The sequence below is a fragment of the Staphylococcus sp. HMSC034G07 genome, assembly GCF_001835975.1.
Taxonomy (GTDB): Bacteria; Bacillota; Bacilli; order Staphylococcales; family Staphylococcaceae; genus Staphylococcus; species Staphylococcus ureilyticus.
In genome coordinates this window covers 70,740-88,353 of the sequence record NZ_KV826593.1, presented here as the reverse complement: position 1 = coordinate 88,353, position 17,614 = coordinate 70,740, and the positions used below count along the sequence as shown (strand labels likewise).

Sequence of the window (17,614 nt, the reverse complement as noted above, 5' to 3'; positions counted from 1 at the left end):
TAATGAGAGAGTGCTACAACATAGCTCCATGATATTAGGCAGTTTGTTTGGTTAATATAGTTGTTTGGTTGACGTATATAACAATGCTTATTATTAGATATGCCGAAGTATTTTTAGTTGGTTTTAGTGATCTTCAATTTATTAAATTAAAAGCAAATGCTAATAATTTTAAAAATTTATATAAGCTATTAGTGAATTTTTAGTAACAAAAAGGATATATGTAGCACTAAATTTTAATAATAAAAAGTGATATTAAAAAAATAGTAGTAAAACCTAATATTTTTCATAGTAAGCCATATTGAATTCAATAGCATAAATAGGATAAAATTATATTACATAAAGACAGGCACACATTGAAATATATTAACAACATGAAAAAACATAAGGAGTGGTTTTATGGAAAAATTAAAAGAATTAAGTGAACTAAACGAATTAATAACTTTGTATCAAAAAGGGAAACAGTTTTTCAAAGAAACTAAGAAATATCACAAATTAAATTATGAAGAAATATTTATTTTGAATTATATACATGAGTGTCAATCTTATGAGGTTACCGCAAAAGAAATTGCGCAATATTCAGAGTTAAAACCGTACTACTTAACGAAAGCATTGCAAAAATTAATTAAAATGGGTTATTTGAGTAAAAAGAGAAGTGATATTGACGAACGTACAGTTGTTGTATATATAAATGAAACACAACGTCAGAAAATTGAACATATGATAAAAACATTACAAGACTACCTAAAGTAACTCACTTTTGAAAATGAGTCGTGTTACATATATAAAAAAACGAATATTCTGAAAAGTGTAATTTTATTTTATTAATTATATATTGAACCAAAATATTATTTGAGTAAAACATTAAATGTGATATACTAATATTTGTTAAATGAAAGCGCATACAAATATTAGAAGGGTGTTTTTATGAATTTACTTTTAGGGGTTATATTTTTAGGTATTGTTTTATGTTTGTTTACACTTTTTACAAGTAAGGCACCAAATGGTGGAAAAGCAATGGGAGCGCTAGCAAATGCTGCAATTGCTTCTTTTTTAGTCGAAGCCTTTCATAAATATGTAGGTGGAGATTTAATGGGAATTCCATTTTTAGGCCAGTTAGGTGAAGCGGCAGGTGGCTTAGGCGGGGTTGCTGCTGCTGGTTTAGTTGCTTTAGCAATGGGCGTTTCTCCTGTATATGCATTTGTTATTGCCGTTGCATGCGGTAACATGGATTTACTACCAGGTTTTGTCGCAGGTTACATAGCCAGTTTTGGTATGAAATGGATAGAACAAAAATTTCCCGATGGTTTGGATTTAATAGGTTCAATTATTATCATTGCACCTATCACACGAATTATTGCAATTGGTGTAGCACCTGTTGTAGATGCGACATTATTGCAAATAGGTAATATCATTAAAGATTCGACAACTTCAAGCCCAGTACTAATGGGGATAGTACTAGGGGGGATTATAACAGTTGTAGCAACTGCACCTTTAAGCTCAATGGCATTGACTGCGTTACTAGGACTTACAGGAACACCAATGGCAATTGGTGCATTGGCAGTTTTTGGATCATCGTTTATGAACTTTGTTTTGTTTAAACGAATGAAGTTCGGTGATCGTAAAACAACGATTTCTGTGGCTATTGAGCCGTTATCACAAGCAGATATCGTTACTGCCAATCCAATTCCTGTTTATGCTACAAATTTTGTAGGCGGTGCTGTATCGGGCGTTATTATTGCTATGTTTGGGCTCGTTAATGAAGCAACAGGCACTGCAACGCCAATTGCAGGCTTAATGGTGATGTTTGGCTTTAATAATGCATTGACTGTGATTATCGTTGCATTATTATGTGCAATAGGAAGTGCTGTTTGTGGTTACTTAGGATCTATTGTGTTCAAAAATTATCCTATTATAACTAAAGATGAATTACAAAATGGTAGAATGCCTAAAAAGGTTAAGAATTATTATAAAAGAAAAAAACAGTATGCAGAAAGTTTAGCAATGTAGCTATTAAAGACAATGTTATAGGAATAAATGAAAACTTAAAAAGACTGGAATGTCCATATCAATATCAAGGCCCGTAACTACATTTTGAAATAATGTAGTTACGGGCCTTTTTGATACTCATATTTTATATTGAGTGCTGATTTTTTGTCACTGTGAGATTGAAAAGAAAACGCATCATAAATGTTCAGTACATACGACTAACTATTATATTAACTGTAAAAAATAAGTCGTTTTGTATACATGTGTCAAGGTTAAAATTATAGATAAGCACATGGAGTATTGGAAATCGATAAAACAGAAAATTTAAATAAGTGTCTATATGAAAATGATTTTGTTCTATTGTGATTTATGCTGTGGTTTTTGAAGTCATATATTGTGCTGAACGGTTTTCAACTTTAGAAAATAACAATTCTAGTACTATGGCAAGTAACCAATAAAATATTGCTGCTACACTATATACAGTTATAAAACGATAGCCTTCATTTGCAATAACATGACTAACTGCCATAATCTCAGTAACTTGTACTGCGAATGCTAGAGAAGTTCCTTTGATAAGCATTATAAATTGATTTTCAATATTGGGAAGCGCATAGCTGAATGCTTGCGGTAATATAATTTCTTTGTAAGTTCTAATTGTTGAAAGTCCTACAGTTTGAGCAGCTTCAATTTGATCGGTATCGACTGAAAGTAATCCCCCTTTAATAGATTCTGACAAATATGCAACAGCATGTAAGGAAAACACAATAAATGCAATAACTAATGGTGAGAAAATATCAGGATTAATTGTCAATGTAAATTGTGCATTACTCCAAATCACTAATTTTGGTATGCCATAATACATAATAAATAATTGGACTATAAGTGGTGTGCTTCTAAAAAAAGAATTATATATCACTATAATTTGAGAGAGAATTGGAACATTTTTAGTTTGAATAAAAGCAAATAGTGTGCCGATAATTAAACCTACAATCATTGCTACAATTGAAATAATAATTGTATTTGGTACACCCTTAAGCACTTCTGAAACAGTATAAAGTATAAATGACAAAGTATTACCTCCTTAGACACGATATGGTTTTTGGGCTCGTTTATTGATGAGTGCAAATATAGTTTGTATGATAAGAGCGATTATCCAGTAAATAATAGATATGACGACATAAACTTCTAACATACCTAGTCCATAGTTATTTCCAATAATTAATTTAACTTGTCCCATCATATCAATAATCCCAATTGTAAAAGCTAAAGATGTGTCTTTAATTAGTTCAATCACTTGTGTCGTCAAGTTTGGAATACTGTTGCGTAACGCTTGTGGTATTATAATATCTACTAAAATCCGTGGGTAAGATAAACCGACAGATAGTCCTGCTTCAATTTGGCTATAGTCTACTGATTGGTATCCTGCCCGTATAATCTCTGAAAGATAAGCACCCGTATGCAATGTGAACGCTAAAATTACAAAAAACAGTCTGCTAAAATGATTGATATCGATTTGGATGAATAATAATAATTGCGGCAAAGCAAAATATGCCAAAAAAAGTTGTAAAATTAAAGGTGTACTTCGAATAAAAGACAGATAAATACGGACGATAGGTGATAATACTTTTACTTTTTTGATACGGATGGTTGCTAATAAGCACCCAAGTATTAAGGCAAAAAAGAGTGACAATATAAAGATGAATAGTGTTATGGGTAATTGTTGTAAAACTTGGCCGAATAAATCACCCCAGTTAACAGAATTTGTCATGATTGTACCTCCAATTTATCTTTTTGCTTGTTTATTTCATCCAAATCATCAAATACATTGATATCAAAATATTTTTCAGAAAGTTTTTGTAATTCACCTTCATCTATCAGTTCTTGAGTAGCTTGATCAATATCGTCATGCAATTTTTGATGCTTTTTATTATAGACAATATGCAATGATTCTTTTTTTATAATTCCGCCAATTTTAACATCAGCATTGATTTGTTTTTGAATCGCATTATAAGTGTTCCAGTTTAAAATCATGGCATCACGTCTGTTATTGCTAACCATTTTTAAATTGTCCCCGTTAGAAGGTTCTTGAATAGTATCGATATCAATTTTTGGAGAATGTGAATTATTATACTGAGATAATATAGAGTATAATCCGCCACTCGGTGCCATTGGTGTTAATTTTTTATCAGGTAAGTCATTGAGTGAATGTATATCAGAATTATTTCTATGAACAACAATTAAAGGCAATGCGTAACTATAAGGAACGTCTTGATAGAGAAATTGTTTTTCGCGTTCAGGCGTTTTGAAAAACCAGTTAATTCCCATATCAAACTTTCCAGCACCAATACCTACAAGATTAGATTCTTCCTCGCCAACTTCATAGTTAAACTGATATTGCGGTAACTTTTTTTCTAATAGTTTTAGGTAGTCTATATCCAAACCGGCAAACTCATTTTGTTTATTTGTATACAAATAAGGCGGATTAACTTCTGCAGAAATTGCTACTTTGATTTCTTTTTTATTATTATGACTTGTGGATTCTTGTGTTTGACTACATCCACTAAATAACACCGTAATCAACAATGAAATGATTAAAATGCGTAACTTATTATTTTTCATAATAAGTCACGCTCCATTTCTACGGTGTTTAAAAAACGATTAATTCTTTTAGAATCAGAAGATTCTAAAACTGATTGTGGTGTACCTTGTTTCAATATTTTACCTTCATCTATAAATAGAATTTGATCTGCAATTGCTTTAGCAAATTGTATTTCATGAGTGACGATTACCATGGTCATGCCTTCTTGTGCAATAGATTTGATAAGTGACAATACGCCTTGAATTGATTCAGGATCTAACGCAGACGTAGGTTCATCTAATAGCAGTACTTCTGGATTAAGCGCTAAGGCACGTATGATTCCTATGCGTTGACTTTGACCACCAGATAGTTGTGAAGGATATTTATCTTTTTGGTTTAATAAATTAAAACGCTCTAAATAAGAAATGGCCATTTCATTTGCCTGTTTCGCAGGCATTTTTTTACCATGTATCAAGCCAACTGTAATGTTTTCAAGAATTGTTTTGTTTTTGAATAAATTATAGTTTTGAAACACCATCGCAGATTTCTTTCTTAACTGTGAAATATCTTTTTTTGAATGTTTATCGGCGACAAAATTTTGATTACCAATTTGAATTGTACCTGATTTTGGTATCGCTAACGCGTTCAATGTTCTAAGTAGCGTTGTTTTACCTGATCCACTTGGACCGATGATAGCAGTCACAGTTCCCTTATTTTGTGAAAAGCTAACGCCATTAAGAACAGTATGATTTTTATATTTATGTATTAAATGTTCAACTGTAATCATTTTAAACCCCCAGAATATCAATACATACAAAGTATCACATTAATCCTTATCGGTAAAGTAAGATTTTGTAATCTAATAGCTTTTATTCGTTATAAGCGAGTGTTACACTAAGTTTAATAGAGAAAAGTCTAAAATGAGGTGGACACTGTGAATTATTCTGCATTAATACATACAGAGATACAAAAAAAGTGGATAGATAAATTTGATTCAATCAAAGCGCAGTTTAAAGAAAAAGCTGATTATAATGATAAACATTCAAGATTTCCATATGAAAATATTGATTGGTTGGTAAAAGAAGGTTATACGTTATTAACGTTACCTAAAGCATATGGTGGTGAGGGTGCGACTGTTGAAGATATGGTTGTACTACAGACATATTTAGGAGCAATAGATGGTGCGACTGCACTTTCAGTTGGCTGGCACCTTAGTGTTGTTGGGCAATTATATGAACAACATGCTTGGGAACAAGATATGCTAGAGCGCTTTGCAGTAGAAGTGAAAAAAGGTGCATTAGTTAACAGAGCTGTCAGTGAAGCCGAAACAGGTAGTCCTACACGCGGCGCAAGACCTGCTACACATGCAATAAAAAAAGATAACGGTTTTGTGATTAATGGGGTCAAAACCTTTACTTCAATGAGTAGAAGATTAAGCCATTTTATTGTAAGTGCCTATTATGAAGAAATTGATACTGTTGGTTTTTTCTTGATATCTGAAGATACGCCTGGTGTGGAGATTGCAGACAATTGGAATATGGTAGGCATGCGTGCAACTGAAAGTCACGATTTGATTTTAAATGATGTTTTCATTCCAGAAGAAAATTTTGTAGAAATAAGAGGTGCGGGTGGCAAGCAACCTAATGGCTGGATACTACATATCCCTAGTACATATCTAGGTATTGCACAAGCGGCGAGAGATTATGCCGTAGATTTTGCAAAAAATTATAGTCCTGCAAGTATTGATGGTGTGATTGGCGATATTTCAACTGTACAGCAAAATGTTGGTAAAATGGAATCATTACTATTGTCTGCACGCCACTTTTTATGGAGTACTGCAGCGTTATACAACCAACAACAAGAGATACCGATTTGGAATGAAACTTCAGCAAGTAAAGTGTTGGTGATGAATCAAGGTTTAGAAGTAATAGATATTGCCATGCGTATTGTGGGCGCTAAGAGTTTAGAAATGGAACGACCATTGCAACGTTATTATAGAGATATGCGAGCTGGTTTGCATAATCCGCCGATGGAAGACATGGCCTATACTAATATTGCGCATAGTGTATTAGGCCACTTTAAATAAATGCCGAGAACATGGCTTGTCTTTATAGTCAATGAAATCTTTGAATAAACGATTTATATTGGAATGAGTATATGAAATCAATGATTAAAGTTGATTTTCTAACTCATTCCTTTTTTTATTTTTTAAAATAATAAAAATTTTAGGTTTTCTATTGTACAAATTTTATAATCATTATATAATTCAATGGTAATGATAATCATTTTCAATGGAGGAGACTTATGAAAAAATTAATATTTCCAATAATTATAATGGTTCTAATATTAGCAGCTTGCGGCAAAAAATCTGAAAGCGGCTCAGATAGTAACAAAGAAGACACAAAAGCTTATACATTAGATAGCGGAAAGAAAATTGATATACCTAAAAATCCTGAACGTATTGCAGTTGTTGCACCTACATACGCAGGCGGAATAAAATATTTAGGAGGTAAAATTGTAGCTGTCAATGAGCAAGTCGATAACAGTCATATTTTAAAAGATAAATTTAAAGATGTTGAAAAAGTTGGAGAAAATGATGTTGAAAAAGTTGCAAAAACAAAACCAGATTTGATCGTAGCTTACTCTACAGATAAAAACATTAAAAAGTATAAGAAGATTGCACCGACTGTTGTTTACGATTATGGTAAACATAAATATTTAGATCAACAAAGACAATTAGGTAAACTACTTGGAAAAGAAGATAAAGTAAAAAAATGGGAAGAAAAATGGAAATCACAAACTGAAAAAGATGGTGAAGCAATCAAAGCGAAAATTGGTGAAGATACAACAGTGTCAATTTTTGATGAATTTGATAAAAAACTTTACACTTACGGACCTAACTGGGGACGTGGAGGAGAAGTTATGTACCAAGCATTTGGATTAAAGATGCCTAACAAACTCAATGAGTTAGTTAAAAAAGAAGGCTGGGCTGAAATTAAACAAGAAAAACTAGCGGATTATGCTGGTGATTATATCGTTTCCACGAGTGAGGGTAAATCAAAACCAGGTTATAAAAAAACTGATCTATGGAACAACTTATCTGCAGTTAAAAATAATCATGTTATTGAAGTGCAAGCAGAAACTTATTGGTACAACGACCCTTATACATTGGAGTATATGAGAAAAGATTTGAAAGAGAAATTTTTAAAAACGAATTCATAATCTATTATTTACAGTAGTATTTTAGAGATTTAAATAAATATCACCAAAATAAAACATGAGCGTGTGACAAAGCAAAGATGTCTCAAGCTCATGTTTTTTTGTTTAGAAAAAGATTATAAATTTAAATTGTAAACTTTTTATTTTTAACAGTTTACATTTGTGGTATAATTTTTTCATCGAAGGAGGTTTGATGATGTCAACGAAATATTTAGTTTATACTGCTTTAATGACTGCTATTATTGCAGTTTTAGGTTTTGTACCTGCAATACCATTACCCATAATGCCTGTACCAATTGTGTTACAAAATATCGGTATATTTCTAGCTGCCATTTTATTAGGTCGTAAATATGGCACATTGAGTGTCGTTGTTTTATTACTTTTAGTTGTTGCTGGATTACCATTGTTATCAGGTGGCCGTGGTGGTATTGGTGTTTTTGCAGGACCATCAGCAGGTTTTTTATTTATGTATCCTGTTATTACATATCTTATTGGTCTTGTAAGAGACTTATATTTGAAAAAGATCAACTTTATTGTATTATTAATAACAACTGTATTGATAGGTGTCGTTTTGTTAGATGTTGTGGGTACGATTATAATGGGACTTATTACAAATTTGCCAATTTCTAAATCAATCATGTTATCTTTTGTCTTTATGCCAGGAGATGTTATTAAAGCGCTAATTGCTAGTTTAATAGGCAATATCATGTTAAACCATAGTCGGTTCAAGCAATTACTTAAGTAGAATTAATTGAGACAAAGAGGAGGAGAAATGATGGTGAACATAACTTTGAGTAATATTTTCCAACCTGGGAATGTTTACGTTGAAGATGCATATAAAACTATTTATTTAACTCCTCAAATGCCTTTAATATTTGATGCAAATAAATGGGTGTATAAACAAATGCCTTCAATTCAACAATGGAAAGCGGATATAGCTACACAAACTGATTTTCATAAGCAACAAAACTCTAATCATTTAACTTTTACTTTTCCGGAAAACGTAGCATTAGACCAACAATGGTTAGGATTAATTAGCCAAGAGCAATTTGAATTAGGACTCATGGAGTTATATGCGATTGAACCTCAAAAATTCAAAAAGTATATAGACTCTGAAGTAGAAGTTAAAGTAGTGGATGCGCATACTATAGATGATTATATTAGTGTTCATAGCCAATTTGCAGCACCATATGGTGAGGGGTATGTTAAAGAAAGTACAAATATGATTAAAAATCAATATATTAATGATGCTAAAACACGTCTTATAGCATATAGGCAGGGTGTTCCAGCTGGTATATTAGATTTGATCATAGATGAGACAACTGTGGAAATTGATGGATTTGGTGTTTTAACATGCCATCAAAGACAAGGCGTCGGTAGTGTGATGCAAAGTTTTGCTGCAGAATTAGCCATGCCCAAACCATTGATTTTGATCGCCGATGGAGAAGATAGTGCTAAAGATATGTACGTGAAGCAAGGTTATGTTTTTATCAGTTTTTGTTATCACATTGTAAAAGAAGATATTTGAAAAAGCCTCATTTTTACTTTAATTAAAAAATATGCTCGCAACGTGAGCGTACTATACTGTCGACAAAGCCATTAACTTTGTCGACATTTTTTTATGCATATTTTCTGAAGGTACTGTTTTATGGTGTAATATTTGGCTGATGTTTTTGTAAGTATTAGCGTTAACCCACATCCAACATTAAATACATTATTAATTTTGAATGAGTGTAGATACTTTTATCAAAGCGCATCATTTAATAGATAAAAAAACAAACCTCAGGTGAATCATCACTTAAGATTTGTCTTTAATTTGGTATTTTTATGATGTAAAGGGCGTTTAACACATTATGATATTATGCGCTCTGGATGGCTATAAACATTAAAATTACCATCCCGAATAAAACCAATTGCTGTAATATTTAAATCATTGGCAAGTGTTACAGCTAATGTGGTTGGTGCGGATTTAGATAAAATCACACCAACGCCAATTTTCGCAGCTTTAATAAGGATTTCGGAAGATATACGCCCACTAAATATTAATACTTTATCTCGCACAGGTATATGATGTTGTATGCAATAACCATAAAGTTTATCTAAGGCATTATGTCTACCTATATCTTGTCTATGTTCAAAAAATGCCTCTCCATCACTGATGGCAGCATTATGCAATCCACCAGTTTGTTTAAAAATTTTACTTGCACTTTGTAAACGTGTCATCATGTTAAGGACTTGGTGAGGGGTGAGTTTAATTTTAGACATTGATGTTTTAGCTATTGCAGCATCATTGTGGAAATAAAATTCACGACTCTTACCACAGCAAGATGCAATCATCCGTTTAGTAGAATATTCAAACCGGTCATTAAGTGATTTGGTTAATTCGACATGTGCAAAGCCTTTACTATCATCAATTTGGATTGATTTCAAATCATCACTTTTTAAAATAGCACCTTCTGAAGCTAAAAAACCTAGTACTAATTCTTTCATATGATTTGGACTGCAAATGACCGTTGCAAATTCTTCACCATTGACCATAATCGTCAGTGGGAATTCTGTGACATAGTGATCTGTTGTTTCAATAAGTTTACCTTCTTCATATCTAACAATATGTTGGTTTGTTAAAACATCTTCGTTCATAGTATTTATCCCCCAGTTCCTATTCACTATCTATTTTAGCGTATTTTTTGTTGCAAAAAAATAAATTGCATTTATATCCAAAAGCTTAACTGCAATATTTGTTTGATATATACCAAACTTAGAAGTAAACTTATAGTAAACACAATAGTGAGAGGTGATTCGGCAAATGGCTAGTATAAGAGATATTGCGAAAGAAGCAAGGGTGAGTCCAGGAACGGTTTCCCGCGTATTAAATAATGATCCCACCTTATCTGTCGCGGAAGAAACGAGAAAAAGAATATATGACATAGCAGAAAATTTTCAATATAAAAAAGCTGAAAGAAAAAATAAAAGTATACAAATTATTACTTATGCATCAAGAGCCAAAGAAATGTCTGATCCGTATTATCGTGAGATTAGATTAGCTATTGAAGCAGAAGTAAAACGTTTAAATCTATCATTAAAAAGAACGCTTCGCATTGATGGAGAACATGATGCGATTGATTTTACTAAAATAGCCAAAGCTGGCGCAATTATTGTTGTAGGTAATTTTGCTGCAGAAGCTATTCTAGAATTGCAGAGTTACAATCAGAATATTGTGGTTATTAATAACCCTAACACGCCTAAATCAGTTGATGCAGTGTATTCGGATTTATATGATGCAATGACTCAACTATTAGATGATATAGATCATTCAGAATTAAACGATATTGTTTACGTAGGTGGTACTCATACAATAAAAAACCTTGCAGGCATGCCAACACTAAATAATCAAAATTTTGAAGATAAACGGTATATCGCATTCAATGATTGGTGTAATAAGCACCAAAGAAAAGGTAAAGTATTAATGAATGGTTGGCATAAAGAAGATGGTATAAATGCAGTAAACGAAGTATTACAAAATCAACATCTACCTCAAGTTTTTATCGCAGGTAACGATATGATCGCTTTAGGCATATTGCAACAACTACAACTAAAAAAATACACTTTACCTGATGATATCAAATTGATAAGTTTTAACGATTTGGAAGTGATTCAGTATGCGGTTCCTTCTATAAGTAGCGTACATATACCGATAGACGACTTCGGAAAAATAGCAGTAAGAATGGCAGAAGAGAGAATAAATAAAACAAGGAAAATTGCTATTCATGTAATTGCAGAAGCACAACTGAAAGAAAGGATGACTTTTAAAGTTAATAATTGAAGTGTATTGACAAAACATTTAGTAAACAAGTAAACTTTATTTAAGTTTACTAAGGGTTTTGATTTTTGTGTATATCGATTTTTAAAGGAGTGGGACGTTATGTTAGAAGCTATGCGCGAGAAATTCGAAAGTTTATTTGACGTGAAGCCTGAAGTGAGTGCATTTGCACCAGGAAGAATTAACTTAATAGGAGAACATACTGATTATAATGGGGGATATGTGTTTCCAGCAGCAATTGAATTAGGTACGTATGGTTTAGCAGTTAAACGAAAAGATAAATTGGTTCGCCTATATTCTAATAATTTTGAAACGGTTGGTATGATTTCCTTCGACTTAGAACATTTAGATTTTCATAAAGAGCATGATTGGGCGAATTATCCGAAAGGTGTTATTAAATATTTAGTAGAAGCTTTTTCAGAAATTAATCAAGGCTTTGATATTTTGGTAGAAGGTAATATTCCAAACGGCGCGAGCCTTTCATCTTCTGCATCAATCGAATTACTAACTGGTTGGTTGGTAAAGCAGTTATTTAACTTGAATTTAGAGAGATTAGAACTTATTAAGATAGGGCAACGTACTGAAAATCAATTTATGGGTGTCAACTCAGGGATTATGGATCAATTCATTATAGGTATGGGGAAAGCAGAACATGCCATATTACTAGATACTGCAACGTTAGATTATGAATATGTACCTGCTAAGTTTGGAGACTATGTCATATCCATCATGAATACCAATAAACGTCGCTCATTAACTGAAAGTAAATATAATGAACGGAGAAGTGAATGTGAATCTGCACTGTCATCATTACAACAAAAATTAAATATTGAGTCTTTAGGTGAATTAACAATGGAACAATTTGAAAAACATCAAATGCTTATTAAAGATGATGTGAAACGCAAAAGAGCAAAACACGCTGTTTCAGAAAATGAACGTACGAAACTTGCTTATCAAGCATTATCTGTTAATGATTTTGAAAAATTTGGCCATTTATTAAATGATTCGCACGCCTCATTAAAAGATGATTATGAAGTAACAGGTATTGAGCTTGATACATTGGCGGAAACTGCGCAACAAGTGGAAGGCGTACTCGGTGCAAGAATGACTGGTGCTGGCTTTGCAGGATGTGCAATTGCTTTAGTGCACAAAAATCAAATTCAAGCACTAGAAGATGAAGTCTCAAATAAATATATAGAAAAAATCGGCTATGAGCCATCGTTTTATCATGTGGGCATTAGTGATGGTGTAAAAACAATTTAAAATAAATTTGAAAAAGAAAGGATTTTTCCATGAGCGTATTAGTATTAGGTGGCGCAGGTTATATTGGAAGCCATGCCGTAGACCAATTAATTCATAGAGGCTATGATGTTGTAGTTGTAGATAATTTAGGCACTGGACATAAAGCAGCAATACACAATAAAGCGAAATTTTACGAAGGTGATATTCGTGATAAAGCATTTTTAGAAAATGTATTTAATAGTGAAAATATTGAAGGTGTATTTCATTTTTGCGCATACTCATTAGTTGGTGAATCTGTAGAGAAACCATTAACATATTTTAATAATAATGTTAATGGTCTACAAGTATTGTTAGAAGTGATGTATGATCATGATGTCATGCATATTGTTTTCTCATCAACAGCAGCTGTATATGGTGAACCTGACTCTGTGCCAATTACAGAAAATGATTCTAAAACACCAACAAGTCCTTATGGTGAAAGTAAATTAATGATGGAAAAAATGATGCATTGGTGTCATGAAGCATATGGTGTGAATTTTGCTGCACTCCGATACTTTAATGTTGCAGGCGCTAAAGAACACGGCATAATAGGGGAAGATCATAGACCTGAAACACATTTAATCCCAATTGTATTACAAGTAGCGTTAGGGCAAAGAGATGAACTAACTGTTTTTGGTGATGATTATGATACGGAAGATGGCTCTTGCATACGAGATTATTTACATGTCGTTGATTTAATAGATGCGCATATTTTAGCGTTTCAACATTTAAAAAATGGTGGAGAATCAGGTGCGTTTAACTTAGGTAGTAGCCAAGGTTATTCAGTGTTTGAAATTTTAGAAGCAGCAAGAAAAGTCACAGGTAAAACAATAAACGCAGTTGTTGGTGAAAGAAGAGCTGGAGATCCTAGCAAATTAATTGCATCAAGTAATAAAGCACAGGAAGTATTAGGATGGAAACCTAAACATGATGATATACACGATATTATTGGTTCTGCTTGGCAATGGCATGAAAAGCACCCTAACGGGTATCAGGAGGTATAATGGATGTTATTGAATCACTACGCTGTCCAACTATTTGTATCTCACGCTATAGCATATGGAGATTATGAAGTGGAAGATGCCATTTATATTCAAAATAGATTGCTGAGTATTTTAAATGCTTCAGGCATAGAGGACACAACATCTTCCAAATTTAATTCTGAGACTACAGCGCTTGAGATAACGCAATATTGGATTCAAGAAGCAATCAATGCGAAATGTATAGATGACGCTTTATATAGCAAAGAAATCATTGAAGCACAAATATTAGATTTAATCACACCACGACCATCTGTACTGAACCATAAGTTTTATAAATTATATCAACAGAGTCCAAAGAAAGCGACAGACTATTTTTATAACATAACCAAACGCAATCATTATGTGAAAGAAGATGCAATTGCGCATAATATAAATTTCAACACAGCAAGTGAGTATGGTGATATGGAAATAACAATCAATTTATCCAAACCAGAAAAAGATGCTAAACAAATTGCCAAAGCGAAAGAAGCGCCTGCAACAGATTATCCTAAATGTGCACTATGCATGGAAAATGAAGGTTTTAAAGGGTCTGTAATACAAGCAGCGAGAACAAATCACCGTATCATCAGATTGAACTTAGGACAAGAACAATGGGGATTTCAATATTCTCCATATGCCTATTTCAAAGAACATAGTATTGTGTTATCTCAATCACATGTTCCTATGAAGATAGATAAGCAAACATTTGTACAACTGTTGGATTTTGTAGATAAATTTCCGCATTATTTTATTGGTTCAAATGCAGATATTCCGCTTGTTGGCGGTTCTATATTGACACACAATCATTATCAATCGGGTAGACACACATTTCCGATGGATAATGCTAAGGAAATGAACAATTTTAACTTAAAACAATTTTCAACAGTAACGGCTTCTACATTGTATTGGCCTATGAGTGTTATTCGTTTGAAAAGTGAAGATAAAAATGATTTGGTGGCAGCGGCAGAATTTATTAGAAAAGCATGGAATAGTTATTCAGATGAAACTGTAGATATAAGAGCATACAGTAAAAATGGTGAGCGTCATCATACTGTAACGCCGATTGCCCGTTATAGGGAACAACAATATGAACTTGATATTGTTTTAAGAGACAATCAAACATCGGAACAATATCCAGATGGTATATTTCATCCCCATCAAGACGTTCAACATATCAAGAAAGAAAACATTGGATTAATAGAAGTAATGGGGACTGCCATTTTGCCTGGTAGATTAAAACAAGAATTACAACAGGTTAAAGCATTTTTATTAGGTGAACAACAACAAGTGCCAAGCATACATCAACCATGGGCAGAAGACATGACACAACGATATGATATTCATGAGAAAAACGTAAATGAAATTATTGAAAAAGAACTTGGTTTCAAATTCAAACGTGTACTTGAAGACGCAGGTGTATTTAAAAACACATCACAAGGCCAAAGTGCATTTAAAACATTTATAGCATCGTTACAATAAATATTTTGAAAATTGAGCTATACGAAGTACCTTTTACTTTTGTATACGCTCTTTTTTTTTGAAATAAATAGGCATATAATTATATGAAAAAGGAGACAATCAAATGAAAAACACTTGGAAATTTTTAATGATTGCAACGATTATGGCATGTATATTAATAACTGGATGCTCTAATAGCGATAAGAAGCAGAGCGAAAAAGATGCTAGCACTCAGGATGATCATAAGAAAGAAATACATATTTCAGCTGCAGCAAGTTTAACAGATGTCACTAAAGATTTAGAACGAGCATTTAACAAAAAACATAAAAATGCTAAAATCACCTTTAATTATGGTGGGTCAGGCGCATTGAGACAACAAATAGAAAAAGGGGCACCTGTAGATGTATTTATGTCTGCAAATACAAAAGATGTAGATGCTTTAGGTAAGCAAGCTCAAAATAAATATGAATACGCACAAAATGACTTAGTGCTTATAGGTGAAACTAATAGTACATATAAGAATGTGTCTGATTTAAAACAAGGTGAAAAATTAGCTATCGGCGAGACTAAATCTGTGCCTGCAGGGAAATATGCTGAGCAATACTTAAAAGATCATCAATTGTATGATGATGTTAAACCGCATTTAGTTTTTGCAAAAGACGTGCGACAAGTATTAAATTATGTTGAAAAAGGTAATGCTCAATTAGGTTATGTTTATAAAACAGATTTATATCAAAGTCAAAAAAATGGTGATAGTAACGTAAAAGAAATTCAAACCGCTAAATTAAAACAGCCAATCACATATAAGTCAGCGACAGTTTCAGATAAAAAATTAGCAACAGCGTGGATTGAATTTTTAAAAACAGATGAAGCGCAAGAAATTTTAAAAAAATATAAATTTAAAGTATAGGGGGTAGCAGAAATGCCAGATGTCACGCCGTTTTGGATATCATTAAGGGTTGCAATTATCAGTACGATTATCGTTACGATACTAGGTGTTTTTATATCAAGATGGTTGTATAAGCGTCGTGGCTTTATAACGAGACTTTTAGAAAGTTTCATTGTCTTACCAATTGTGTTACCACCGACAGTGATGGGTTTTATTTTACTGATTGTATTTTCACCACATAGTGTGGTTGGAAGATTTTTTAGCGATGTATTACATTTGCCAGTTGTATTTACTTTAACTGGTGCCATAATAGCCTCCATCATTGTCAGCTTTCCACTGATGTATCAGCATACTGTACAAGGATTTAGGAGTATAGATCCTAAAATGTTGAATACTGCAAGAACGATGGGTGCAAGTGAAAATAAAATTTTTATGAAATTAGTTTTACCGTTATCTAAGCGCTCAATACTTGCTGGTGTAATGATGAGTTTTGCACGGGCAATTGGAGAATTTGGTGCTACGTTAATGGTAGCAGGTTATATTCCTAATAAAACTAACACGTTACCTTTAGAAATATATTTTTTAGTAGAGCAGGGAAAAGAGAATCAAGCATGGTTATGGGTGATTGTATTAGTTGCATTTGCTATCACTGTAATTGGTACAATCAATCTATTGAATAAAGATGGTTATCGGGAGGTTCGTTAATGCTTAATATATCTTTGAATCATCTTTTAAATAGTACACAATTACATGTAAAAATAGATGATACTACACCTAAAATTTATGCCATTAAAGGACCTTCAGGTATAGGTAAAACAACAATTTTAAATATGCTTGCTGGTCTACAGCAACCAGATCAAGCGTATATACAGATTAACGACCATATATTGACAGATACTACTTCAAATGTTGATGTAAAAATTCAAAAACGCAATATCGGTTATTTATTTCAAGATTATCAATTATTTCCAAATATGACTGTGTTTCAAAACATCACTTTTATGACACAGTATTCACAGCATATAGACAATTTGATGAATCAATTAAACATTGTTCACTTAAAGGATAAATTTCCAATACGTTTATCTGGTGGTGAATCCCAACGTGTTGCATTAGCTAGAACATTAAGTACTAAACCAGACTTGATGTTACTAGATGAGCCGTTTTCTAGTTTAGATGATACAACAAAAGCAGAAAGTATTTTATTAGTAAAACGAATCTTTAAATTATGGAATATACCTATTATTTTTGTTACTCATTCTCAATATGAAGCAGAAGTACTGGCACATGAAATTATTAATATCGGATGATATGCAACTATAATTTATGAGAGGTTGCGTAAGAATTATGATCACATTTAT

The 17,614-nt window shown here is 32.6% G+C and carries 18 protein-coding genes; 13 read left to right on the top strand and 5 right to left on the bottom strand.

Features of this window, described 5'->3' with window-relative positions; genetic code table 11:
- Positions 1-396: 396 nt before the first annotated feature.
- Positions 397-750 (top strand): transcriptional regulator, SarA/Rot family, encoded by a 354-nt coding sequence (locus tag HMPREF2586_RS01730; RefSeq protein ID WP_046208467.1) that lies wholly within the window; start codon positions 397-399, stop codon positions 748-750.
- 174 nt (positions 751-924) lie between these two features.
- On the top strand, positions 925-2,007 hold the full coding sequence (locus tag HMPREF2586_RS01725) for a PTS sugar transporter subunit IIC (RefSeq protein WP_070657897.1): 1,083 nt from the start codon (positions 925-927) through the stop codon (positions 2,005-2,007).
- Between the two features lie 346 nt (positions 2,008-2,353).
- Here the strand turns inward: HMPREF2586_RS01725 and HMPREF2586_RS01720 are convergent, their stop codons facing one another.
- The 4 genes from HMPREF2586_RS01720 to HMPREF2586_RS01705 are packed head-to-tail and all read right to left on the bottom strand — an operon-like array spanning position 2,354 to position 5,351.
- Positions 2,354-3,055, bottom strand: a complete 702-nt coding sequence (locus HMPREF2586_RS01720) for an amino acid ABC transporter permease (RefSeq protein WP_046208465.1) — start codon at positions 3,053-3,055, stop codon at positions 2,354-2,356.
- Positions 3,056-3,067: 12 nt separating this feature from the next.
- On the bottom strand, positions 3,068-3,754 hold the full coding sequence (locus HMPREF2586_RS01715) for an amino acid ABC transporter permease (RefSeq protein ID WP_046208464.1): 687 nt from the start codon (positions 3,752-3,754) through the stop codon (positions 3,068-3,070).
- Positions 3,751-4,605, bottom strand: a complete 855-nt coding sequence (locus tag HMPREF2586_RS01710; RefSeq protein ID WP_070657896.1) for an amino acid ABC transporter substrate-binding protein — start codon at positions 4,603-4,605, stop codon at positions 3,751-3,753. The genes HMPREF2586_RS01715 and HMPREF2586_RS01710 overlap by 4 nt, the downstream gene beginning before the upstream one ends.
- A complete protein-coding gene (locus tag HMPREF2586_RS01705; RefSeq protein ID WP_046208462.1) occupies positions 4,602-5,351 on the bottom strand; it encodes an amino acid ABC transporter ATP-binding protein in 750 nt (249 codons plus the stop codon). The genes HMPREF2586_RS01710 and HMPREF2586_RS01705 overlap by 4 nt, the downstream gene beginning before the upstream one ends.
- 147 nt (positions 5,352-5,498) lie before the next feature.
- On the opposite strand from HMPREF2586_RS01705, the gene HMPREF2586_RS01700 reads away from it, so the two are divergent.
- The 4 genes from HMPREF2586_RS01700 (at position 5,499) to HMPREF2586_RS01685 (ending at position 9,311) form a co-directional block, all read left to right on the top strand.
- Complete coding sequence (locus HMPREF2586_RS01700) at positions 5,499-6,650, top strand: acyl-CoA dehydrogenase family protein (RefSeq protein WP_046208461.1); 1,152 nt, start codon at positions 5,499-5,501, stop codon at positions 6,648-6,650.
- Positions 6,651-6,868: 218 nt separating this feature from the next.
- Positions 6,869-7,786, top strand: a complete 918-nt coding sequence (locus HMPREF2586_RS01695) for an ABC transporter substrate-binding protein (RefSeq protein WP_046208460.1) — start codon at positions 6,869-6,871, stop codon at positions 7,784-7,786.
- Between the two features lie 193 nt (positions 7,787-7,979).
- Positions 7,980-8,528 carry a biotin transporter BioY gene (locus HMPREF2586_RS01690; protein ID WP_046208459.1) on the top strand — a complete coding sequence of 183 codons (549 nt, stop codon included), beginning with the start codon at positions 7,980-7,982 and terminating at the stop codon, positions 8,526-8,528.
- Between the two features lie 30 nt (positions 8,529-8,558).
- Positions 8,559-9,311 (top strand): GNAT family N-acetyltransferase, encoded by a 753-nt coding sequence (locus HMPREF2586_RS01685; RefSeq protein WP_046208458.1) that lies wholly within the window; start codon positions 8,559-8,561, stop codon positions 9,309-9,311.
- 323 nt (positions 9,312-9,634) lie between these two features.
- Here HMPREF2586_RS01685 and fdhD read toward each other — a convergent pair whose 3' ends face one another.
- On the bottom strand, positions 9,635-10,423 hold the full coding sequence (gene fdhD, locus HMPREF2586_RS01680) for a formate dehydrogenase accessory sulfurtransferase FdhD (RefSeq protein ID WP_046208457.1): 789 nt from the start codon (positions 10,421-10,423) through the stop codon (positions 9,635-9,637).
- A gap of 166 nt (positions 10,424-10,589) precedes the next feature.
- Between fdhD and HMPREF2586_RS01675 the strand changes: the two genes are divergently transcribed.
- The 7 genes from HMPREF2586_RS01675 (at position 10,590) to HMPREF2586_RS01645 (ending at position 17,563) form a co-directional block, all read left to right on the top strand.
- Positions 10,590-11,606 (top strand): LacI family DNA-binding transcriptional regulator, encoded by a 1,017-nt coding sequence (locus HMPREF2586_RS01675; protein WP_070657894.1) that lies wholly within the window; start codon positions 10,590-10,592, stop codon positions 11,604-11,606.
- 99 nt (positions 11,607-11,705) lie between these two features.
- Positions 11,706-12,866 (top strand): galactokinase, encoded by a 1,161-nt coding sequence (locus HMPREF2586_RS01670; RefSeq protein ID WP_070657892.1) that lies wholly within the window; start codon positions 11,706-11,708, stop codon positions 12,864-12,866.
- Positions 12,867-12,895: 29 nt separating this feature from the next.
- Positions 12,896-13,888, top strand: a complete 993-nt coding sequence (gene galE, locus HMPREF2586_RS01665; protein WP_046208454.1) for a UDP-glucose 4-epimerase GalE — start codon at positions 12,896-12,898, stop codon at positions 13,886-13,888.
- A 3-nt stretch (positions 13,889-13,891) separates the two neighbouring features.
- Positions 13,892-15,385 carry a UDP-glucose--hexose-1-phosphate uridylyltransferase gene (gene galT / locus HMPREF2586_RS01660; RefSeq protein ID WP_070657890.1) on the top strand — a complete coding sequence of 498 codons (1,494 nt, stop codon included), beginning with the start codon at positions 13,892-13,894 and terminating at the stop codon, positions 15,383-15,385.
- Positions 15,386-15,488: 103 nt separating this feature from the next.
- Positions 15,489-16,274, top strand: coding sequence for a molybdate ABC transporter substrate-binding protein (modA, locus tag HMPREF2586_RS01655; protein WP_070657888.1), 786 nt, complete (start codon positions 15,489-15,491; stop codon positions 16,272-16,274).
- Positions 16,275-16,286: 12 nt separating this feature from the next.
- Complete coding sequence (modB, locus tag HMPREF2586_RS01650; protein WP_046208451.1) at positions 16,287-16,958, top strand: molybdate ABC transporter permease subunit; 672 nt, start codon at positions 16,287-16,289, stop codon at positions 16,956-16,958.
- Positions 16,958-17,563 carry an ATP-binding cassette domain-containing protein gene (locus HMPREF2586_RS01645; protein ID WP_046208450.1) on the top strand — a complete coding sequence of 202 codons (606 nt, stop codon included), beginning with the start codon at positions 16,958-16,960 and terminating at the stop codon, positions 17,561-17,563. The genes modB and HMPREF2586_RS01645 overlap by 1 nt, the downstream gene beginning before the upstream one ends.
- The last annotated feature ends 51 nt before the right edge of the window (positions 17,564-17,614 follow it).